This is a genomic window from Exiguobacterium sp. s125 (assembly GCF_018618605.1).
Lineage (GTDB): Bacteria > Bacillota > Bacilli > Exiguobacteriales > Exiguobacteriaceae > Exiguobacterium_A > Exiguobacterium_A oxidotolerans.
This window is the reverse complement of the sequence record NZ_JACSMI010000004.1, coordinates 196,293-218,452: the sequence shown is the minus strand read 5'-3', so window position 1 is coordinate 218,452 and position 22,160 is coordinate 196,293. Positions and strand designations below refer to the sequence as shown.

Below are 22,160 nucleotides of genomic sequence, written 5' to 3'. Positions count from 1 at the left end.
CAGAAAAATGACTGTGATTTATTAACTAAAGTAGTCTAAAATCGCGCGTTTCCGTTGATTGAACATCGGTTTGAGAATCAGTAGATCGACAATCATTTTCGGAAAATAAGATTTATAGAGTAATTCATCAATCATGTAGACCCCGTCCGGACGCTGTTCGACACGGTGGAGATGACACCAAGCAGCGAACGGGAACGGGACCTTGACCCCTACATCAACGAAAGCATGTTGACCGACAATCGGAATTAGTGACTCCCACTCGACGAAAATGGGCGGAAGACCGACTTTAAGCTGAATCGTGTTTCCGGCGATTGTCCGCGTATCACCAATCGTTTTCACTTTCGGGAAAACCGTCATTCCCGTTAATGCTTTCGCATCGCCTAAAAACGTCCAAGCCTGCTCTAACGTCGCTGTTACTTTCGTTTCCGTACGAAATGTATTCATGTAGTCTCCTCCTTTAATAGACGATCGATTTTCATTTGTGCGACTGATATCGGCTGCTTGACGTACGTTGCTTCATCCATCAGTACCGTTCCTTCAGGTTGCGTCGCGACACGGTAAATACTGACTTCCCAAATCCGGTGTGAAAAGATATGTTTAATCTTCCCGACATACGTTCCGGGTACGGTTTCCGTCGATTCGACTAACGGATATTGCCACATACCCGCGAGCAGTCCCGTATCCGGTCGCTGTTCGATTGCAACTTTTCCTGCTTCTTCGTAGACGAGAGCGTCGTATTGAATCGTCTGCGTTTTTCCTTTTTTCGTTTTGACCGGTAACTCACCTTGGGCATTTCGCTCGTACGCAAAACAGACGTCATTGACGGGACATAACCCACACATCGGAGACTTCGGTGTACAGACGATTGCCCCGAGCTCCATCAATCCTTGGTTGAAGCTCGACGGATCAAGCGGATCAATCAGTTCATGGACCGCTGCCTCGAACAGTTTCCGTGTTTTCGGTGCGGCGATGTCTTCATAAATCCCAAGCACCCGCGATAAGACGCGCATGACATTTCCATCGACTGCCGGTTCCGCCTGACCATAAGCAATTGACAGGACTGCTCCCGTCGTATACGGTCCGACACCACGTAAGCTTTCAAAAATTTCTTTTTCGTCAGGAACAATTCCACCATATTTTTCAACAACTTCTTGAACGGCGATTTGAAGATTCTTAACACGGGAATAGTATCCTAAGCCTTCCCAGTATTTTAAGACTTCGCTTTGCTCTGCCGCCGCTAAATCGTGCGGCGTCGGAAAACGGTCCGTGAAGCGATTATAATAAGGGATGACGGTATCGACACGCGTCTGTTGTAACATGATTTCACTAATCCAGATGTGGTAAGGATTTTTAGTTTCTCGCCATGGTAACTGGCGTTGTTCACGTAAAAACCATGCGACCAATTCGGTTGTGAACGTTCGTTTGTTAAAGTTTATGAAATATTCTTGAACGGGGATCAAATGTCTACCTCTTTTCTACAAAAATACGTTATAGTGAATGAAAATTACCCGGAACGCTTACACTTGTTTGTTTATCCGTACCATTACTACTTTTAGAGGAGCGAATTCGCATTGGATACTGGTACACATATCGGAATGGGACTTTGTCTCGCCGCCATCGCAACACTTGAACCGGATGTCGCAGCAAGCGCAACACTCTTTGCTGCCGTCACGACCACTGCCTTAGTCGGATCGCACGCCCCCGACTTTGACACGGTTTTTAAATTTAAAGGGAACGGTGCTTACTTGACGCAACACCGTGGAAAATCCCATGGATTGATTGCCCTACTCGCTTGGCCGTTACTCTTATCAATCGTCATCGGTACCTTATTCGGCGTACCACCTACTTCATTATGGCTGATGGCGCAGATCGCTGTCGCCCTTCATGTCTTCGTCGATCTGTTTAACGCCTATGGTACACAAGCTCTGCACCCCTTCAAACAGACCTGGATTGGTTGGGGTGTCATCAATACGTTTGATCCGTATTTATTTACGATGTATTACGGCGCTTTCGGGATCTGGGTCCTGACACGCGCGACCATCGTTATTTTCCCGATTTTAATCGTCATCGTCGCGATTTATTACGCCGTGCAGTTTAAACTCCGAAATGATGCCCTGGCGACGGCAGCCCGTTACTATGGCGGGGCCCACAAGTTATTCATCTCACCCGGAATGAAGTGGGACGAGTGGCACGTCGCAGCACGACTGCGCGACGACTATTCCGTCGTCAAAATCAACTCTGGTGTCGTCGTCGAATGCGGAAACTTCCGCATCAAAGAGGAACCGCATGGGGATGTACTCTATGAAGTCGTCAAACAAAATGAGGACTTGAAAGCTTTCCTCGCCTTCTCAAAAATCCACACGTATACGGTATCCCGAAAAGACGGCATCGTCGAATATCGTTTCACGAACTTACGGTACTTCACAAAAGATGTCTACCCATTCGTTGCCGTCGTCCGAATCGATGAGGCGTCCCAACAAATCGTCAGTTCCTATACGGGTTGGGTCTTTAGCGAACGGACGCTGCAAAAGAAACTGATTATCCCTGCTTTATAAACAAAGACTCCGTGTCCGTGGTCAACCGACCAAGACAGGGAGTCTTTTTCTGTTCATTTACTGGACGTCGCGTCCGAGCATCAAGTGCTTAAACTTTTCATTCGATGTATTGAAGCGGTGCAACATCGCGCCATGTTGTTTGATTTGTTGCTCGACGAACCGGACGGCGACAGCCTCACCTTGATATTTTTCGCCTGCCCGGGCAAGCGTCGCCTCGAAATCTTCCCAAAGGACTTCGACCCATGTCAATGCCTCGATTGGCGTTAATACCGGATTGACGGCTTGTAATTCTCCTGCTAGTTGCTCTAGTGCCGCTGTGCGGTTTTCTTCCATCATACACCCTCCTCAGAATGAATCAGCGCAAGCGGAATCGCGACTTCATTGACGGTTCCTTCAAAATGCCCCCAACCCATGACGCCGTTGACGAAATGTAATTCGAATACCGCCTCTTCCCCTTCGACTTGGTAAAGTTGTCCGGTTTCGAACTGACTTGCATCGACGAGATAACTTTGTGCCATCGCGATTTTCCGAATGACGACTTCGACTTCACTCATGTTCCCATGCTGCTCCGCTTTTCTTTTTTGCTCGTTTAGTTTCGTGACGAGCATTTCTAATTCGTATTTCGATAATTGACTCATCCGTGTTTCCATCAAAAAACTCCCCCTCTTCGTCATTAGTATATACGAAAAGGAGGAGTCATATCATGGTGTTAGCTCGATTTCAGCTCAAGATTCCGTTTGCTTTGAAGGGCGTACATCTTCGCGTAAATCCCTTTTTCCGACAAGAGCACGTCATGTGTACCACGCTCCATGATTTGACCGTGATCGAGGACGATGATTTCATCGGCATCTTTAATCGTCGACAACCGGTGCGCGATGATGAAGGTCGTCCGTCCTTTCGTCAACGTCAGCAAGGCTTCTTGAATCATCGCTTCCGTCTCAGAATCGACACTTGCCGTCGCTTCGTCAAGAACGAGAATCGCGGGATCAAAGGCAAGCGCACGGGCAAAACTGATTAATTGCCGTTCCCCCGCAGACAAGGTCGCACCTTTTTCGATGACCGGTTCGTCTAAGCCATGCGGAAGTCGATCGATGAAGCGGTCTGCTCCGACGGCAACGATTGCCTGGCGGACACGTTCTTCCGAAATCGATGGATTATCCAGTGTAATGTTCGAACGAATCGTTCCTGTAAACAAGAACGGATCTTGTAAGACGATTCCCATGTGGTCACGGACCGCTTGTTTCGGTAACGTCGTAACATCTTGTCCGTCAATCAGGAGATAACCGGACGAAGGATCATAAAAACGCATCAACAGGTTCATGATTGAGCTTTTCCCACTCCCCGTATGCCCGACGAGGGCGATGGTCGCACCAGGACGTGCCTCAATCTCGATTTGACGTAAAACCGGATACCCCTCTTCATAGCTGAATCCGACGTCTTTAAACTCGACGCGCCCTGCGAAACGGGGAATCCGACCTTGTTCGACCGGTTCACCTTTTTCGTCGAGCAACTGGAACATCCGGTCGGCCGAGACGAGTGCTTGTTGGAGCGGTGACAGTTGATTCATGATTTGTGTGACCGGTTCGAACAGACGCGACACGTAATCAATGTAGGCATAGAGAATTCCGAGTGATAAAAATGTCCCGTTCGTTAAACTTTGACCGGCAACGACCCAAATCAATAAGGCGAGCGTCAAGTTTTTTAAGAAATACGATAAGTTGTGTGACATCAATGCATCGAGCCGTAACAATTTCGCACGGGTTTGATAGTTTTCTTCATTTTTCTGTTCGAATTCAGCGAGCACTTCTGCTTCACGGGCGTACGACTGAATGATCGGCATCGTCTGGATGTTTTCATTCAATTGTCCGTTCATATCCGCGACGAGTGCCCGGACTTTAAAGTTGTTTTCCGTCGCAAACTTTTGGAACAGTTGAATCCAAAAATAGACGATCGGGATAATGGCTAAGGAAACGAGACCCAGCCGGACATCCAGGAAGAACATCGCGACGAGAATCCCTGCCATCGTGATGATGCCTGAGAACACACGCGCCAGGACACCGAGGTAGAGATCCCGGATCGTCTCCGTATCGTTCGTGACACGACTGACGATTTTACCAATCGGTGTCTGATCGAAGTAACGGACCGGCAAGCGTTGTAGATGTGAAAAGACATCAAGCCGCATCCGTTTAACGATTTTATGCGCTGAGCGTTGCAATAAGATTTGTTGGACCCAGTTCAGGCCCGCTGCGATCAACAGCAAAATGATATAAAAGAACGATAACCAACCAATCGCCTTTAAGTCCGAGGCATAAAAATCATAGACTTGTCCTTGCGTGAGCTTTTCGACACCGGCGTACCGAAACGTTTCCTCTCCTCGCGTGACAGTTAACGTGTCCCCCGCGACTTGACGTTCGCCACCACTGACGACTTGTTCCGGAACGAAATAATACCCCGCCTTCGACTGGACGATCGAGATCGGACCGATGACCGCCGACTTCGGAACGTCTTGCGACTTCGCAAAACGTCGTCCGTCATAACCGACCGTCCCCCCCGATTCGACTTCCACCCAGTCTTTTTCGATTGCGACGATGTGTTCGTCGATGATGATTTTTGCGATATACGGTCCTGTCAGTTCAGCTCCGACCGCTAAAATAAGCAAGAAAAGCCCGAGAAAGATTGCGCGTTTCTCATGCATCGCATAGCGGACGAGTGAACGAATCGTCGTTTTCCGTCTGACGGGATCGAGTAAATAATTTTCTTGTTCAGTCAATTTCAGCACCTCCTGCCTTACGTTTCTTCACTTTGTCGTTCGAATTGTTCTGCATACCAGCCACGTCGTTCCATCAGCTGTTCATGCGTTCCCCGCTCACTGATCACGCCGTCTTGTAAGACGAGAATTTCATCCGCATGCGCGACGGCAGACAACCGGTGCGCAACGATCAATGTCGTTGACTGATGACGGTTCGTCCGGATCGCGTCGATGATTTGTGATTCCGTTTTCGCATCAACGGCTGACAACGAGTCGTCGAGCAACAGCAACTCCGGTTTCTTCAACATCGCCCGGGCAATCGACAAGCGTTGTTTCTGTCCACCGGAAAGCGTGACTCCCCGTTCTCCGACCATCGTTTGTAACCCTTGGTCAAGCGTCTCGACATCCGTCGTAAAGGCCGCTAAACGAATCGCTTCTTGCAACTCAGCTTCTGTTGCCTCACCCGCCCCGAACAAAATGTTATCGCGTACGGATTTTGAGAAGAGTAGATGCTCTTGCGAGACATAGCCCGTCCACCCGCGGACGGTCTCCAGTGCGACGTCTTCATAGGGGGTTCCATTTACTTTCAACATGTCTCGTCCAATCGGATACTCCCGTAAAAATTGGCGTAAGAGCGTTGTTTTCCCAGATCCAGTCGGACCGACGATTCCAATCGTCTGTCCGTGTTTGATCGTCAAATCAATCCCGTGTAACGACGGATGATTCATCTCTGGATACGTAAACGTCAAGTTAGCCAGAGTAATCATTTCCGGTCGCACAACTTCGACTTTCGGTGTCGATGTGATCAGCGGTTTGACACGCATCGTCGCTTCTAAGCGATCGAGACTCGCCGTCCCGCGCTGGATGACGTTGATGAGCTCACCGAAGGCATACATCGGCCAAATCAACATCCCGAGGTAAATATTGAAAGCGACGAGCTGACCGAGCGTAATATCGTTCGTAAAGACAAGGTACGTCCCGAACGATAGACCAATTAAATAGCTGACACCGACCAATAACTTGATGATCGGTTCGAATAAGACGTCAATTTTTGCGACATGCATGTTTTTTTCGAAGACATCCGTCGTCGTGTCATCGAATTTTTTGACATCAATCTCTTCTTGGACGAACGAGCGGATGACACGAAGTCCGGAAATCGATTCGACGACCTGGTCATTCATCGTTCCAAACGCATCTTGGGCGACGATGAAGCGGCCGTGAATTTGACTTCCGAGCTTGTTCATCGCATACGCGAGGAGCGGCATCGGAAGGAGTGCCGCGAGCGTCAGTTTCCAATCAATCGCGACCCCCATCACGACGAGGGTAATCGCCGTCATATTCAACGAATCGACAAGCGTCAACACACCGAATCCGGCTGTTCGTTCGACCGCTTTTAAGTCATTCGTCGCAAGCGCCATCAAATCTCCTGTTCGGTTCTTTTGATAAAATGTCGGCGTCAATTTCAGTAAATGTGTAAAGAATCGGCTTCGTAATGTCCGTTCGAGTAAAAATGCCGTCCCGAACAATTTCGCGAGCCATAGATACGTCAAAATAAACGAAGCGATCGAAATTACGAGCAGTCCGACGACATATTGAATCAGTGTCGTCCGGTCCATCGACCCGGACCGTAACCCGTCAATCACTTTTCCAATCAGCCACGGCGGCGTTAAATCAATAAAACCCGTGATAATTAAGAGTACGACGGCAATCAGATAAGATGTTTTGTGTTCTTTTAGAAACCAACTGAGTTGGCGAAATAATCGCACGATGGTTCCCCCCTTTGTGTCATGTTATGGTGTTCCTTTTTTCCGAACGCACAAAAAAGGCATACTGATTTCCGGAAGCAGTCCGAGAATCAATATGCCTTGAAAAGACGATATGAATCAAAAATATGGTCTGCGCGCTCGGGGAACGGATTCCCTGTCAATCGCACACTAAAATGAGTGTTTATACGAGTTCGAGAGTCTCCGTCATATTCAACTGTCCAATAGTAGATGCGATAACAAGTTGCTTTTTCATGTGACGGTTCCTCCTTTTCTTAATCTGAGCGTAGAATAGCACAATTGTCGGACAATTGTCAATTTTCCATCTTGCTATTTAGGAGAATGAGTTTTCAATTTTTTCAAAAGGAAAGACGCTTGTTAGATTCCTTCTTCTTCTTGCTTGACCTGTTCGATGACTGTTGCCACGATTGCATATGGGAACCCTTTTCGAACGAGTGCTTGTTTCGTTTTTTGTTCTCGGGCAAATGGCTCCAGTTTATGATATTTCGGATAATATTTACGCGCTTGATAGAGCGCCGCCTCTTCTTCCGCGTCGACTTCGACTTCCTCAAAGACGATTTGAAACCCTTGTTGCGTCACTTCTGACGAAAAACCACGTTGCATCAGAGTTTGTTGCAGTTTCTGTTTCAATTCCCGGACCGAACGCCGCGCTAATTCCTTTTGTTTTTGGCGCAAGAACTTGACGACCTTCTCAAGCTCTTCTTCTTCCGTAAACTGTCGTAACGCTTCATCGATAAACTCTTTTTTTACCTTCAATGCTGCTAAATCACGCCGGATTCGTCCCGGACCTTGGGGAGTCGTCGCTTTTTTCGTCGCCGTATAGGCAAGGGCAAACTGCTGGTCATCGATATACTTTTGTTCCGTCAGGCGCTGAATCGCATGTTTGATTGCGTGTTCCGGCGTTTCCTTTTCGATCAAATGCGTTTCGACTTCGCTCGTCGCCCGCATCCGGTAAGACAAATGGTTCAACGACAACCGGTAAGCTTTTTGTTCTTCTTCCGCCGTCAACACTTCCTTGACGAAGTCGTCATCGATTTCCTTATCACGCTCAAGGTTATATTTAATTAAGATGTCAACATCGACGGCAAACGCATACTCTTCTTTTCCGTCCCGTTCGATATAGATATTAAACCGTTCATTATTTTTCTTTTGGGTTGAAATCCGTTTAATCTTCAAGGGGGTATCCTCCTATATGAAACTGAATACTTAACGATAACATGCTTCCTCATGTTTGAGTGAAACTGACAAACGGGAACATATGTACAAGATTGTTGAAAGGGATGATACAGATGAAGATTGCGATTACAGGTGGGACAGGAATGATTGGGCAGGCGCTCTCGAAACGATTGATTGCGGAGGGGCATCATGTCTATATTTTGACCCGGTCCGTACAAGACAACACAGAACACACTACTTACGTTGAGTGGTTGACGTCGTCCGCCGCTCCAGAACAGCAGCTTGAAGGTATCGATGCCTTTATCCACCTGGCTGGCGCTTCCATCAATGATGGTCGCTGGACGGAAGAACGGAAACAAACGATTCTGCAAAGCCGGATCGATTCGACGAAAGAGTTAGTCCGCATCAACCAGGCATTAACAACGAAACCGGCTGTCGTCCTCTCCGCTTCCGCTGTCGGCATCTATGGACAGGACCGGCACCAGACATTCACGGAGGAACAGCCACTCCCGCCGACAAGTGACTTCCTCAGTCAAGTCTGCGTCAAGTGGGAAGCGTTAGCCCAACCAATCGCTGACCTCGGGATTCGGCTCGTCCATCCGCGGATCGGTGTCGTCCTTAGTAAAGAAGGCGGAGCCTATCCATTGATGCGCCTCCCCTACAAGCTTTTCGGCGGCGGGACGATGGGCGACGGAAAGCAATGGGTCTCTTGGGTTCATATCGACGACCTCGTTGAATTATTCATCTTTGCCCTTAAAACAAATCAACTCACTGGTCCGCTTAACATTACGGCACCGCATCCGGAAACGATGCGTCAGTTCGGAAAAACAATCGGAAAAACGTTACAGCGCCCCCACTGGTTACCGGCTCCGCGCTTTGCTCTCGAACTCGCACTCGGTGAAAAAAGCGTCATCGTCCTCGAAGGAGCACGCGTCATTCCGAAAAAAGCACTCGAAAATGGGTTCAAGTTTCGGTATGCTGAATTAAAGGATGCACTAAGCAACTTAGAGCAGACAAACTAATACAGGGGCTGACGAAACGTTGAACGTATTAATACGCAATGCACACATTTTCCCGATCACAGCAGATAGTTTTTATGGTGATATTCGCATCAAGGATGGCAAAATCCACGAAATCCACGAGTTACTTGACGTTCAAGACAACGAACGTGTCATCGAAGCCGAAGGACGCTTTTTATTGCCGGGCTTCATCGACGCCCATACCCATCTCGGGCTTTATGACGAAGGAACGGGAACGGTCGGAAATGACGCCAACGAAACGATTTTCGCAATGACACCACACCTGCGTGCGATTGACGGCGTCTATCCGCTAGATGAAGGATTCAAAGAAGCGATAGAACATGGTGTCACGACCGTCCAAGTCATGCCGGGCAGCATGAACATCATCGGTGGTGTGACGAGTGTCATCAAAACGCACGGACGCTTTATCGACGATATGATTTTACGGAAATATGCCGGTCTGAAGATTGCGCTTGGTGAAAACCCGAAACGTGTCCACAGTGCCGGACGTGCAGGAGAATTGACGCGGATGGGCATCATGGGCATGCTCCGTGAAGCGTTCCTCGAAGTGAAGATGCAACGGACGGCAGATACGTTCGCTCACCGAATGATTGAACGCGTCCTGAATAAAGAGATGCCACTTCGCGTCCATGCACACCGGGCGGATGATATCCTGTCTGCCATCCGCTTCGCTGAAGAATTTAATCTCGATGTCCGGATCGAACACTGCACGGAAGGTCATCTCGTCGCAAAAGAATTACAACAATTGCCGATTGAACACGTCACCGTCGGACCGACCTTCACCCGCAAATCAAAAATCGAGCTTAAAAATAAGACATGGGAGACGTATCGCGTTCTCCACGAACATGGTCTCGAAGTCTCGATCACGACCGATCATCCGTACACGCCTGTTCAGTACTTGAACTTGTGCGCAGGACTCGCCGCTCGTGAAGGCTTACCCGTCGACATTGCCCTCCGCGCCATCACGATCAATCCAGCTCGTTCGCTTGGCGTATCGGATCATGTCGGATCGATTGAAGTCGGAAAAGATGCTGACTTAGTGTTATGGAGCCATTTCCCACTTGATTATTTAGCAAAACCGCTCATGACGATGATTGACGGAAACGTCATTTTTGAACACACGCATTTAACCTCGATGTCTTAAAAAATCAGCCTTTGATTTTAACGCTAAAACGTTGAAAATCAAAGGCTTTTTTCTTTGTGAAAAACAGTCATTTTCATTTGCAAAATTTGTCTTGTTTTTGTATGTTTTTTCACAAAAATTATTTACTTGCATTTTTAAAAAAAGAAGGTAATATTATCTTATCCGACAACTGAAGAAGGCATACCATGCGCGGTTCAAACGAGTCAGACAGGTAGCTTTCGACAATCATTCTAGCGGTCTTAAGAAGGAGGAATGGAAGTATGCTCAAGCAACGGGAGCTGAGCGACTGCGCTGATTTGTTCGAACTGATGCAGCATCAAGACGTATATCCGTACGTCCGCCAAAAAACACAGTACTTTGATGAATTTCTGTTTACTACAAAGCAGGCAATCGAAGAGGAAGAACGTGGTGAACTTGTCTCACGTACAATCCTGGATGAATTCGATCAACCAATCGGTACAATCAGTTTACTCGATATCGAAGGACATTATGGTTTTCTCGGTACATGGTTAGGTAAACCGTATCATGGAAAAGGCTATAACAACCTTGCAAAAGAAGCATTCTTTTCCGAGCTGTTTTTCGAACTCGGTTTCGAGAGTGTCTTTATGAAGATACGCCAGACGAATATCCGTTCACAAAAAGCAGCTGAAAAATTGCCTTATGCCTTTTGTGCGGATGAACTCCGTCCAACGTTACTCGAACAATTGAATACAGGCGAGACCCAGTTCACGCTGTATGAAGTATCAAAGTCGAGTTTCCACATGTATATTCATGGTCGTGAGCTCGAAACGGTCTACGAACAACAACTCGAAGCATGAGTGGCATCGCCCACTCGTGCTTTTTTTGTCGTACTTTTGATGCGGCGTGAAACGCTCAAATGGTATGATTAAAAAAAACTCACCGGTCAACTGGGTTCAAATCCCGTTTCCCGGATGAATGAGGAGCGATTTGAATGGCAGAACAGTTTAAAATACTCGTCGTCGATGATGAAGCACAGATGCGCGATTTACTCGTATCAAACCTTGAAAAAGAAGCTTACGTCACGACAACTGCGACGAATGGACAAGAAGCAATCGATAAAATTCAACAGGATACCTTCCATCTCATTTTACTTGACGTGATGATGCCTGAAATGGATGGACTGACGGCATGCATGCGGATTCGCGAATTTTCAAATGTCCCGATCATCATGTTGACGGCACGTTCGGACGAACTCGACCGGATTCATGGTTTAAAAATCGGTGCCGATGACTACATCACGAAACCTTTTAGTCCACGGGAACTCCTTGCGCGAATCGAAGCGACGCTCCGCCGGTCGCACCGTTTCGCTGTCGATCAATCGGCGTCGTTATCGATCGGCAAACTCGAACTCGATACAGAAAGCCGAAGCGTCCACGTCAGCGGTAAACCAGTCAGCCTGACACGAAAAGAATTCGACTTGTTGCACTTGTTCGTCCAACATAACGACAAAGTTTTTTCTCGCGAACAACTGCTCGACCAGATTTGGGGAGCCGATTATATCGGAAACTTACGGACGGTCGATACGCATATCAAAACACTTCGCCTGAAACTCGGAGAAGCTGGGGGCGCCATTCAAACGGTCTGGGGCATCGGCTATAAATTCGAGGAAGTATGATTAAACGCTACACGATCCGAAAGCGGATTTGGATCACAATTTGGTTCACGAGCGTCTTTTCGGCGATTCTCTTCCTGTTACTCACGTTTTATCTGTACGACCGGTTTTATCTCCAGACACAAGAAGACATCTTGCTGAACCGCGGTGAAAAATTGATTAACATCTATGAATCGGAAGGCCTGTCCGGTGCTTTTTATGACGGAATGACCTATACGAACGAGCTGACGGAATCAAAAGTCTTTTTCATCGATTTCTTACAAAAGAATCCGGGCGGACTGCGTTTCCTGACGAACGAAGATATCGAACAGCTCCGAAACGGCCAAACGGTCGTCTCGAGCCGGACCCATCCGATTGAAGGCACTGATATTTTGATGACGGGATTTCCAATCATCGAAAACAACCGGTTAGTCGGGACGTTGATCCTCTACCTTGAACTGGGACAGATCAGTGAACCGTTCCGCCCTCTGCGGCTGATGATTTTCTTCATGATCGGCTTAATCGTCCTCAACCTCGTCATCTTCGGTCGACAAATCATCGATACGATCATTCGTCCATTGATTGACATGAAACGGGCCTCGACGGTCTATGCCCAAGGTGATTTTGATTACCGGATTCCGATTCAATCGGATGATGAAATCGGGGAGCTTGCCGAAACATTGAACAAAATGGCAGAATCACTTGGCGAAGTCGACGAACAGCGAAAAGAGTTCCTCGCGAATGTCAGCCACGAACTCCGGACACCCTTGTCCTATATCCGTGGTTATACGGAAATGATGCAAGATGAACATTTAGACACGAAGACACGCGATCAGTATTACCAAATCATCGAACGGGAGACGGAACGTCTGCAGCGTCTCGTCAACGATTTACTCGACCTCGCGCAACTTGAACGGGACTCGTATCCGATGACGAAACAACCGCTCGTTTTCAGCCAGGTCCTCGAAGATGTCGTCTACCGGATGGCACCGATCGCGCAAGCAAAAGGCATTCAACTCGTGACAGACTTTGATCCGAGTCAAATCGTCCTCGGTGACAATGACCGGTTGGAACAAGTCATCGGAAACCTGATTGACAATGCCCTTCGGTACACACCGTCTGACCGTTCGATTTACTTGACGACGAAAACGGATGGCAATTTGACCATCTGTACGATCCGTGATGAAGGAGAAGGAATTCCCCCTGAACATTTAGAGCGTTTGACGAAACGTTTTTATCGTGTCGACAAATCGCGGACACGTAAAGATGGCGGGACCGGTCTTGGCCTCGCGATCACGAAGCACATCATCGATCGCCACGATGGAACGCTTGCCTTTACGTCATCAATCGGACAAGGAACGACCGTCACAATCACGCTTCCCCTCTTACCGGATGAAGACGATGGATTTGCATAACAAAAAAAGTCATCCGTTTTCACGATTGTTTTTCAGAAGTGTTTGCTTAAAAGGAGTGTTTCTTCATCGAAACGAGATTAATTGATTTACTTCAGGGTGCGGACCATTTCGCGGTTCTGATCAGCTTGCTCGTCAGCTTCATCGTCAGTATTTTTGGTTTCTTACCGAGTGCTTTCGTCACCGCTGCAAACGTGCTTTACTTCGGTTACTGGGAAGGGTTTTTGTTATCCTTCCTAGGTGAGGCCTTTGGTGCACTCATCGCTTTTTACTTGTACCGGTTCGGCGTCAGGCATCTTACACCAAAGATTGACTCGGTCCGCGTTCGAAAATGGACCGACCGGCTCGCTGAAACGAACGGACGTGATGCGTTTTGGCTGATCGTTTTACTGCGTGTCTTGCCGTTCATTCCGTCTGGCCTCGTCACGTTACTGAGTGCGGCTAGTCGTGTCTCTCCGCTCGTTTTTTTCATCGCAAGTACTCTTGGAAAGATTCCTGCTCTCTTCATCGAGGTCGCGAGCGTCAGCTGGTTCATTAGAAGCGATGCGGTAATCCAGTGGATTGTCGTCGGTGTCGTCATCGTTCTGTATGCGGCTCACCACGTCTACAAACAGTATCAATCCAAACAAAAAACGCCGTCTTCTTGATTTACTTCAAGAAGGCGGCGTTCGTACGTATTAGAACTTTTTCTTTTTCTTTTTCTCGAGGACGACGATTGCTTCGACATGTGCCGTTTGCGGGAACATATCGTACGGTTGAATGTAACTCACTTTATAATCAGCCTTCATCAAGTGATCACAATCGCGGGCAAGCGACTGTGGATTACACGAAACGTAGACGATTTTTTTAGCTTTTGACGAAATCATCGCATTCAATAGTTGTGTATCACAACCCGACCGTGGTGGATCGACGATGAAGACATCCGGGACCCAACCTTCTTTGACCCAACGCGGAATCCAAGCTTCTGCTTTCCCGACGACGTAATGGGCGTGATTGAAACCATATTGCTTCATGTGTGCATTCGCATCTTCAACCGCTTCTTCAATGATTTCCATACCGCGGACTTCTTTTGCTCCTTTTGCAAGCCAAAGACCAATCGATCCTACTCCAGCATACGCATCGACGACACGCTCTTCACCCGTCAGCGCCGCTGCCCGAACGACTTCTTCATACATCCGTTCTGCTTGTTCCGGATTCAATTGGAAGAAGGCACGTGGCGAAAGTTGATACGTGAATTCACCCATCTGCTCTTCAATCTTTTCGACACCACGAAGAACTTCTGTTTCTTCTCCGAAGACACGTGACGTCAGTTTGTCATTGATGTTTAGCGCGACCGAGATGACACCCGGAATATTGTGAATATCACGTGATAGTCCTTCGAGATCTTTAAATCCATCTTTAAACGCGACGAGGACGACTTGAATCTCACCTGTTTTGATTCCTGTCCGGACGACGATGTTACGAATGACACCATCTTGTTTCGCAGAATTGTAGACCGGTACATTGTAGTCGTTCAATAACTTCGTCACGGCATTGTTGACGCGTAACGTTTCTTTATTTTGTACGATGCAATCATCAATCGCGACAAGACGATTTGAATTCGCTGAATACAAACCACTGACGATTTGATTGCCTTCTTTTCCGACCGCAAATTGCGATTTATTCCGGTATTCCCATTCTTTTGTACCGATTGTTGAACGGATATCTGCCTTTTCGATGTTCAACTTCGTTGATTTCGAGAATGCATTTCGTAACATCTCTTCTTTGTAACGGAGTTGTCCTGCATAGCCCATATGTTGAAGCTGGCATCCGCCGCATTGACTGTAAATCGGGCAGAGTGGTGTGACACGATCCGGCGAGCGATCATCACGTTTGACTAGTTTTGCATTTGCGAAATTGTCGTGGACTTCCGTGATTTCAATCTGTGCTGTTTCTCCGACGAGTAACCCCGGAATGAACACGATTTGTCGTTCGAGTGTCGCAATCCCCTCGCCATTGATTCCCATCCGTAGACACGTGACGGAGCGGATTTCTCCGACATTTAGTTTAATTTTCGTTGCCATTCTCTTCATCCTTTCCATGATACAAATGAAAAAGCGGTTTCGATTAACCGCTTTCTGATCCCTCATGTTCCTTCATATCTTTTGCATAACGAAGTACCTTGGCTTTTAACTGGTCCAAGGAAACTGCGAGTCGTTCTAAATCCTCGATATCTGATGTTTCATCCAGTGAATCGATCGTGTGGCATAGAAGCTGCATTCTTGATTTTAGCACATTCATCTGGCCAAGTTTATCAGTTCTTGCTTTTCCCATTATTCAGACTTCCTTTCTTCTTATAGATTCCGTCGTTATTTTAGCATACGATACGAAGTGGAGCATTTATGAAGGAGGAATATAACTATGTTACAACAATCAACGATCACGATCGAAAATGATCCGTGGGAAGCCTATCGCGATATCGAACAGTATGGTCAGGCCATGCTGACGAACATCGAAGTGACGACAACAAAACTCTGCAACATGCGGTGTGAACATTGTGCCGTCGGCTATATGTTAGCGAGTAGCGAGAACCCAGAAATCCCCGTCGAACTATTAATCAAACGTCTCGATGAAATCAAACATCTCCGGGCCTTTTCGATTACAGGGGGCGAACCGATGCTATCGACGAAATCGGTCAAGGAATATGTTGTCCCTTTACTTAAGTATGCCCACGAACGCGGCGCTAAAACCCAAATTAATTCAAATTTAACACTTCCACTCTCACGGTACGAATTAATCATCCCCTATCTCGACGTTTTACACATATCCCATAACTGGGGAACGGCGGACGATTTCATCGATGGTGGTTTTGCGATGATGGAACGGAAACCGTCACGTGAAGCGCGGACGAAGTTATTCGAACGAATGAAGGAGAATGCACGGATTTTAAATGCCCGTGGCGTCCTTGTCTCCGCCGAAACAATGATTAATAAACGGACACTCCCGCACCTCGAAGCGATTCATCAAGAAATCGTGGATATGGGTTGCGTCCGTCATGAAGTGCACCCGATGTATCCAGCAGATTTCGCTTCAATGATTGAAGCTGCCAGTCTTGATGAAATTCGCGACGGGATCCATCGTTTGCTTGACGTCCGTGACCCGAACATCTGGATGCTCTTCGGAACACTCCCGTTCTATGCCTGTTCGATGGAGGAAAAAGATTTAGCTCTTCATCGCCGTCTGCGTCAAGAAACGAATGTATCTGTCCGAAACGATCCGGATGGACGCTCACGCCTAAACGTCAATATTTTTGATGGTGAGATCATCGTCACGGACTTTGGTGATGAACTCGCTTCTCTCGGAACGATTCATGATACCTCTTTCAACGACGCCTATGCTGAATGGCAACAAACTGAACTAAATAAAAGTCTATCGTGTCATTGCCCGGCCGTTAAGTGCCTCGGACCGAATGCGCTCGTCAAGAATGCCTACTATCCAGATGTCGACTTCCTCAAGCAATCAAGTCGCTTATAACAGCCGACAGGTTTTACCTGCTTCCAAACGGGGAAAAGATTGTCACAAAGTTGACACACGTTCTTTCGCTGAAGGGAGTTTTCAAAATGGAATGGCTCGTCGGGATTGTCACCATCATCGGGATGTTCAGTATGGTACTCGGAATCATGATGATTGGAATTCGTTCTTCCCACAGCATCGAACATGATGAAGTGTTCGATCAGACGGATTGGGACGAACACCTTCTGCATATGCCACGCCCAACACGTTTTGAACAGACTGAAAAATAGGAACACAAGCGCCCCGCTGTACAATCGTGCAGGCGGGGCGTGTTATGCTTAATTCAAAAAAATGAAAGGCAGTTGTTTTGTCGTGTCTCGTCGCTTCGCCCTGATTTTATCGATTGTCTTTATCTCCGGCTTTACGCAAGGATTATTGATTCCTTTGTTGTCTATTTTACTCGAGCGTCAAGGAACACCTGCTTACATAAATGGTCTGAGTGCTGCCGTCCTTTATATCGGTGTTATCGTCGCTGCTCCATTGATGGAAAAACCTTTACGACGTCATGGCTATGTCCCCGTCATCTCTTTCGGTCTATCGTTAGTCGCCGTCGCTGTGTTCGCCTTTCCGTTGTTACCAAGCGTCCTCGCCTGGATGGTATTACGCTTCATCGTCGGGTTCGGTGATCAAACGTTACATTACGGTTCGCAAGTCTGGGTGACATCGATTACCCCCAATGAAAAGTTAGGACGGACGATGTCGCTTTACGGCATGGCATTCGGGCTTGGCTTCGCACTCGGTCCTCTTGCCGCTCCACTTGTCGATTTAATTGACTGGCTTCCGTTCGTCTTAACCGGGACATTGACCGTCATCGTCCTCGTATTGTTACGTCGCTTGCCGAATGAAAAACCAACCGACATCATGCCGGAAGAATTACAAAGTGCAGCCTCCCGCTATCGTCTCGTCCTCGCGAGTGCCTGGTTTACGTTACTGCCTGGCTTCACATACGGATTTTTGGAAGCGACATTGAATGCAAGTTTCCCCGTTTTCGCGACACGTAACGGGTATGCCTTGTCCGAAACGAGTGCATTAATCACGACATTCGTCGTCAGTTCGCTCATCATGCAACTCCCGCTCGGACGGCTAGCTGACCACTTCGGAAAACGGCGTACCTTAATTACTGTACTCTGCATCGGGGCAAGCGCGTTTCTCGCGGCTTGTTTCCTCTTTGAAAGTTACGGTGCCTTGTTTGCCATCTTCGCCTTTAGCGGCATGGCACTCGGCTCGACGTATTCATTAGGGGTCGCTTACATGACCGAACAATTACCGAGTCATTTATTACCGACCGGCAACCTCCTAGCCGGTATTTCCTTTAGTCTCGGGTCGATTCTTGGACCGATTGCAGGCAGTGTGTTCGTCTTACTTCCTCCTGCTTTTTACTTTAGTTTATTTGTCGGCGTCCTCTTTACACTGGCTTATTTATTATTTCGCTCGACAGCTAAGTCGATACAAATTAAATGAGACCCGTTCTTTCATGTACAGTAAGAAGGGAGTGCCGCTCGATGCGACACTCCCTTTATTGTTTAGCGTTTATTTTTCATTCAGTCCATCGTAATTCGATGACTCCTATTCACGAGACGGTATCACTTGACGATTCCGACTTGTCGAAAACGTTGCCAGAGCTTTTCATCGATTGCGTACGGTTGATTTTTTGCTTGCTTCAACTCTTCCGTCTCCAATAACACGATGACCTCTCGACCATTGATCGACCAAACTGAATCGTACCCCTTTTCCGCCTCAATAATTTCCACATCGACCTCGCCATGGGTTTCCTTGAGTTGCTGGCTGACGCACGTTACGACGAACCGAGCGAACTCATCCCGGGGACGGCGATTTGCCATGATCTTTCGAACGATCTCATTACGTTCCACTTTTCTCATCTCCTCTCGTTTTCTAGTCATACTAGCCTTTTTGGCAAGGCCGAATCGGTGTTTTATGACCGTACAGAAAAAGCCGAACAAGTCGGCTTCAGCAACGAACGATTAAGAATGAAACTTTAATTGAGACTATTCTCACACGATTCAGATTCTTCGTCAACCACGCTTTTGAAACCAGACTGGAAGATACGTCGAGACAAGAATCCCTGATACAACAAAAACCAATCCAAGGAGCGCTTGCGGCGGAATCGTCTCACCGAGAATCAGTGCCGATAGACTGACACCGTAAATCGGAACGAAAAACATGAATAATGAAACACGACTAACAGGATTGTACTTCATTAATAAATTCCAAAGTGTAAAGCCTGTCGCCGACAAAAAAGCAAGATAGAACAACATCCAGGCCGTCGTTTGTGTGAAGTGGAACGGGAACCATTGACCATTCAGCACCGCACCTGCGATGAACAGGCCGATCGAACCAATCACCATTGCCCAGCCCGTCATCGGTGCGACCGGATAAACAGCCGAATACTCTTTCGCAATCAAGTTAGCAAATGCCCCTGAGATCATTGCACAAATCAACAAAATCTCACCGACACCGAACGTGACACCCGCCGCCCCTTGTGGCCAGTTTGCTAAAATGACACCCGTGAACCCTAAGAACAACGCTAGTCCTTTAAAACGATTCAAGCGGTCGTCTTCATAACGAAAGTGTGCAAGTAACATCTGAAAGAACGATGTTGAACCGGCAATGATTGAGCCTTGGACACCTGTCGATAATGACAACCCGATGTAGAAGAAGACATATTGTAAAAAGGTCAAAAAGAATCCAAGACGACTATAGGCATACGCTCTCTTTTTCAAAGTAATCGGCTGTTTAAAAATCAGGACGCTGACGATGAGCAATAAAACTCCTGCCAGAAAAAAGCGATAGCTCGCAAACAATAACTGCTCTCCATATTCTGAAGATGTGATTGCTAAAAGTTCATAACTCTTTTTAATGAACGGAAAGGCGCTCCCCCATAAAAGTGTCGTAAACAATGCAAAAACAACCATCCCGACCGGATGGGTTAAGATTTTTTTCATTTTTTTCAGTTTCCTTCCCTGTTTCTTTTCACTGAGGCATGGTATAGTAACTTTACAGATAATAATAATTATAATCTAGCGACAATGAAACTCATTATCATTGACTTAAAAACGTTGGTAATAAACATTCTCATTGTTTTAATATAATGATTTCATTTCTCATTTATAATTTGGAAGGAGCTTTTTTATGACTACCTCTACTACTACCGATACTCATCAGCGTTCCGCAATTCGTCATGCTATCGAGGAGCATCACGAATTGATTTTAGCACTCTTTAGCGGAATATTAATTTTAATTGCTTACGCTTTCGAAAAACTACAAATTCCGGCAACTGTCTACGTCACACTTTACTTATCCGCCTATGTGATCGGAGGCTATGCGAAAGCTAAAGAAGGATTGACAGAAACGTATCAAGAAAGAACATTGAATGTTGAATTGTTGATGATTTTAGCAGCAATCGGTGCAGCAGCCATCGGCTACTGGATGGAAGGTGCGATCCTAATTTTCATCTTCGCGTTATCCGGTGCGCTTGAAACGTATACGATGAACAAAAACGAACGTGCTCTTCAAAGCCTGATGTCACTACAACCAGAAGAAGCAACACGATTGAACGCAGACGGAAAACTTGAAGTCATCGGAATTGAACATCTCTCGGTTGGTGATATCGTCTATGTCCGTCCTGGTGAACGAATTCCCGTAGACGGGACGATCATTCGTGGTCAAGCCGCGATTGAGGAAGCTTCGATTACGGGTGAATCCATTCCTGTCGAAAAACGGACCGGTGACACGGTTTACAACTCAACCGTCAATATGAACGGCGTCTTGACGATTGAGATGACGAAAGCCGCTGATGAATCGTTGTTCCAAAAAATCATCCATATGGTTCAAAATGCGCAAAGTGAACAATCACCTTCTGCTCAGTTCATTGAGCGGTTTGAAAGTCGTTATGTCAAGGTCGTCCTTGTCGTCGTCACATTGATGATGGTTCTCCCACATTATCTTGTCGGTTGGAGCTTTGAAACAAGCATCTATCGTGCCATGATTTTACTCGTTGTTGCGTCACCTTGCGCCCTCGTTGCCTCAATCACACCAGCTGCCCTATCAGCCATTGCAGCTTCTGCCCGGAATGGTGTCCTGTTTAAAGGGGGCGCCCATATTGAGACGTTAGGTCAAGTCAACACGATCGTCTTTGATAAGACAGGTACACTCACGACCGGTAAACCGATTGTGACCGAAAGTCATTATGCAGAGGATGCTAATCAGTTCTTGCTCAAACAAGCCGTCGCCTCGATCGAAGCGCAATCAAATCACCCGCTCGCTCAAGCGATTGTCGATCATCTTCAAATCGAGACGCAAGAACCGTCTGCTTTTAAAGACGTGACAGGATACGGCATTGAAGCGACGGTTTCCGGCGTGACGTATCGGATCGGGAAATATGGTTTCCATGAAGGCTTAAATGACCCGTTTCGCTCGATGGAACAAACATTAAAAGAAAAAGGAAATACAATGGTCTACGTCAGTAACGGCGAATCCATCGTTGCACTCTATGCACTCCGTGATACGATTCGTCCTGAAGCAAAAGCAGCCATCACTTCTCTCAACTCGCTCGGCATCACGACAATCATGCTGACAGGCGACAACCCTGTCACGGCAGCTGCAATTGCAGAAGAAGCCGGTCTTACATCGTTTGTCGCAGAATGTCTACCTGAAGATAAAGTAAACTACATCAAACAATACCAAGCAGATGGACAAACTGTCGCTATGGTTGGTGACGGAATCAATGATGCTCCTGCTCTTGCCCTTGCTCATGTCGGAATCGCGATGGGCGAAGGAACAGATGCTGCATTAGAGACTGCTGATGTAGTCTTGATGAAAAATGACTTAGGTCGTCTCGCTTACGCTGTCAATAAGGCACGGAAAATGAACCGTGTCGTCAAACAAAACATCACGCTCGCAATCGGCGTCATCTTAATCTTGATTGCCTCGAATCTCTCTCAATTTCTCATCATGCCGTTCGCTGTCGTCGGGCATGAAGGATCGACGATTCTCGTCATCCTCAACGGCTTACGTCTTTTACAAAAAGACGCTCCCACACCTGTAGAGATGACTGCCAGCTTAAAAAAAGTCGCAGCTTAATTCAGTGATTCACTAAAAAAGACTCTAAAAACCGAG

General features: G+C 47.1%; 22 protein-coding genes. 11 read left to right on the top strand and 11 right to left on the bottom strand.

Translation table 11 applies throughout. The annotated features are described in order from the left end of the window. Nucleotides 1-21 precede the first annotated feature (21 nt). Together KNQ05_RS11990 and mutY are read right to left on the bottom strand one after the other, a co-directional pair. On the bottom strand, nucleotides 22-444 hold the full coding sequence (locus tag KNQ05_RS11990; protein WP_214802438.1) for a hypothetical protein: 423 nt from the start codon (nucleotides 442-444) through the stop codon (nucleotides 22-24). Next, complete coding sequence (mutY, locus tag KNQ05_RS11985; protein ID WP_214766616.1) at nucleotides 441-1,460, bottom strand: A/G-specific adenine glycosylase; 1,020 nt, start codon at nucleotides 1,458-1,460, stop codon at nucleotides 441-443. Before mutY ends, KNQ05_RS11990 begins: the two co-directional genes overlap by 4 nt. A gap of 111 nt (nucleotides 1,461-1,571) precedes the next feature. Here mutY and KNQ05_RS11980 point away from each other — a divergent pair, with 111 nt between their 5' ends. After that, nucleotides 1,572-2,555 (top strand): metal-dependent hydrolase, encoded by a 984-nt coding sequence (locus tag KNQ05_RS11980; RefSeq protein ID WP_088836430.1) that lies wholly within the window; start codon nucleotides 1,572-1,574, stop codon nucleotides 2,553-2,555. A 57-nt stretch (nucleotides 2,556-2,612) separates the two neighbouring features. On the opposite strand, the gene KNQ05_RS11975 is transcribed toward KNQ05_RS11980, so the two are convergent. The 5 genes from KNQ05_RS11975 to KNQ05_RS11955 all read right to left on the bottom strand — a co-directional run bounded on the left by KNQ05_RS11975 (nucleotide 2,613) and on the right by KNQ05_RS11955 (nucleotide 8,264). After that, nucleotides 2,613-2,888 carry a YfhJ family protein gene (locus tag KNQ05_RS11975; protein ID WP_051667383.1) on the bottom strand — a complete coding sequence of 92 codons (276 nt, stop codon included), beginning with the start codon at nucleotides 2,886-2,888 and terminating at the stop codon, nucleotides 2,613-2,615. Continuing rightward, nucleotides 2,888-3,205 carry a DUF1811 family protein gene (locus tag KNQ05_RS11970; protein ID WP_088836429.1) on the bottom strand — a complete coding sequence of 106 codons (318 nt, stop codon included), beginning with the start codon at nucleotides 3,203-3,205 and terminating at the stop codon, nucleotides 2,888-2,890. The genes KNQ05_RS11975 and KNQ05_RS11970 overlap by 1 nt, the downstream gene beginning before the upstream one ends. A 59-nt stretch (nucleotides 3,206-3,264) precedes the next feature. Then, a complete protein-coding gene (locus KNQ05_RS11965) occupies nucleotides 3,265-5,334 on the bottom strand; it encodes an ABC transporter ATP-binding protein (RefSeq protein WP_483297402.1) in 2,070 nt (689 codons plus the stop codon). An 8-nt stretch (nucleotides 5,335-5,342) separates the two neighbouring features. After that, a complete protein-coding gene (locus KNQ05_RS11960) occupies nucleotides 5,343-7,070 on the bottom strand; it encodes an ABC transporter ATP-binding protein (protein ID WP_088836427.1) in 1,728 nt (575 codons plus the stop codon). 375 nt (nucleotides 7,071-7,445) lie between these two features. Beyond that, entirely contained in the window at nucleotides 7,446-8,264 is an 819-nt protein-coding gene (locus KNQ05_RS11955; RefSeq protein ID WP_214766622.1) for a RecX family transcriptional regulator, read from the bottom strand. Between the two features lie 113 nt (nucleotides 8,265-8,377). Here KNQ05_RS11955 and KNQ05_RS11950 point away from each other — a divergent pair, with 113 nt between their 5' ends. The 6 genes from KNQ05_RS11950 to KNQ05_RS11925 all read left to right on the top strand — a co-directional run bounded on the left by KNQ05_RS11950 (nucleotide 8,378) and on the right by KNQ05_RS11925 (nucleotide 14,119). Further along, nucleotides 8,378-9,286 (top strand): TIGR01777 family oxidoreductase, encoded by a 909-nt coding sequence (locus tag KNQ05_RS11950; protein ID WP_088836425.1) that lies wholly within the window; start codon nucleotides 8,378-8,380, stop codon nucleotides 9,284-9,286. A gap of 19 nt (nucleotides 9,287-9,305) precedes the next feature. Beyond that, complete coding sequence (locus KNQ05_RS11945) at nucleotides 9,306-10,448, top strand: amidohydrolase (protein ID WP_088836424.1); 1,143 nt, start codon at nucleotides 9,306-9,308, stop codon at nucleotides 10,446-10,448. 260 nt (nucleotides 10,449-10,708) lie between these two features. After that, nucleotides 10,709-11,266: a GNAT family N-acetyltransferase gene (locus KNQ05_RS11940; protein ID WP_214805468.1), complete on the top strand. Its 558-nt coding sequence runs from the start codon at nucleotides 10,709-10,711 to the stop codon at nucleotides 11,264-11,266. Between the two features lie 134 nt (nucleotides 11,267-11,400). Beyond that, the gene (locus KNQ05_RS11935; protein ID WP_029332769.1) at nucleotides 11,401-12,084 is read left to right on the top strand and encodes a response regulator transcription factor; all 684 of its coding nucleotides are present in this window, start codon (nucleotides 11,401-11,403) and stop codon (nucleotides 12,082-12,084) included. Then, nucleotides 12,081-13,475, top strand: coding sequence for a sensor histidine kinase (locus KNQ05_RS11930; RefSeq protein ID WP_088836423.1), 1,395 nt, complete (start codon nucleotides 12,081-12,083; stop codon nucleotides 13,473-13,475). Before KNQ05_RS11935 ends, KNQ05_RS11930 begins: the two co-directional genes overlap by 4 nt. A 125-nt stretch (nucleotides 13,476-13,600) precedes the next feature. Continuing rightward, complete coding sequence (locus KNQ05_RS11925; protein WP_251132018.1) at nucleotides 13,601-14,119, top strand: TVP38/TMEM64 family protein; 519 nt, start codon at nucleotides 13,601-13,603, stop codon at nucleotides 14,117-14,119. Nucleotides 14,120-14,149: 30 nt separating this feature from the next. Here KNQ05_RS11925 and rlmD read toward each other — a convergent pair whose 3' ends face one another. Both rlmD and KNQ05_RS11915 read right to left on the bottom strand, forming a co-directional pair. Beyond that, nucleotides 14,150-15,535 (bottom strand): 23S rRNA (uracil(1939)-C(5))-methyltransferase RlmD, encoded by a 1,386-nt coding sequence (rlmD, locus tag KNQ05_RS11920; protein ID WP_214805466.1) that lies wholly within the window; start codon nucleotides 15,533-15,535, stop codon nucleotides 14,150-14,152. Nucleotides 15,536-15,578: 43 nt separating this feature from the next. After that, nucleotides 15,579-15,785 carry an SE1561 family protein gene (locus KNQ05_RS11915; RefSeq protein ID WP_029332765.1) on the bottom strand — a complete coding sequence of 69 codons (207 nt, stop codon included), beginning with the start codon at nucleotides 15,783-15,785 and terminating at the stop codon, nucleotides 15,579-15,581. 87 nt (nucleotides 15,786-15,872) lie between these two features. Here KNQ05_RS11915 and yfkAB point away from each other — a divergent pair, with 87 nt between their 5' ends. From yfkAB to KNQ05_RS11900, 3 genes are all read left to right on the top strand, one after another. Next, nucleotides 15,873-16,985: a radical SAM/CxCxxxxC motif protein YfkAB gene (gene yfkAB / locus KNQ05_RS11910; RefSeq protein ID WP_088836420.1), complete on the top strand. Its 1,113-nt coding sequence runs from the start codon at nucleotides 15,873-15,875 to the stop codon at nucleotides 16,983-16,985. Nucleotides 16,986-17,071: 86 nt separating this feature from the next. After that, the gene (locus KNQ05_RS11905; protein ID WP_029332759.1) at nucleotides 17,072-17,254 is read left to right on the top strand and encodes a hypothetical protein; all 183 of its coding nucleotides are present in this window, start codon (nucleotides 17,072-17,074) and stop codon (nucleotides 17,252-17,254) included. Nucleotides 17,255-17,336: 82 nt separating this feature from the next. Further along, nucleotides 17,337-18,485, top strand: coding sequence for an MFS transporter (locus KNQ05_RS11900; protein WP_353048692.1), 1,149 nt, complete (start codon nucleotides 17,337-17,339; stop codon nucleotides 18,483-18,485). A gap of 122 nt (nucleotides 18,486-18,607) precedes the next feature. Here KNQ05_RS11900 and KNQ05_RS11895 read toward each other — a convergent pair whose 3' ends face one another. Then, nucleotides 18,608-18,904 (bottom strand): hypothetical protein, encoded by a 297-nt coding sequence (locus KNQ05_RS11895; RefSeq protein WP_235195201.1) that lies wholly within the window; start codon nucleotides 18,902-18,904, stop codon nucleotides 18,608-18,610. 153 nt (nucleotides 18,905-19,057) lie between these two features. Continuing rightward, entirely contained in the window at nucleotides 19,058-19,987 is a 930-nt protein-coding gene (locus KNQ05_RS11890; protein ID WP_214769992.1) for a DMT family transporter, read from the bottom strand. Between the two features lie 187 nt (nucleotides 19,988-20,174). Here KNQ05_RS11890 and KNQ05_RS11885 point away from each other — a divergent pair, with 187 nt between their 5' ends. Beyond that, entirely contained in the window at nucleotides 20,175-22,124 is a 1,950-nt protein-coding gene (locus KNQ05_RS11885; RefSeq protein ID WP_214769994.1) for a heavy metal translocating P-type ATPase, read from the top strand. Nucleotides 22,125-22,160: the final 36 nt, after the last annotated feature.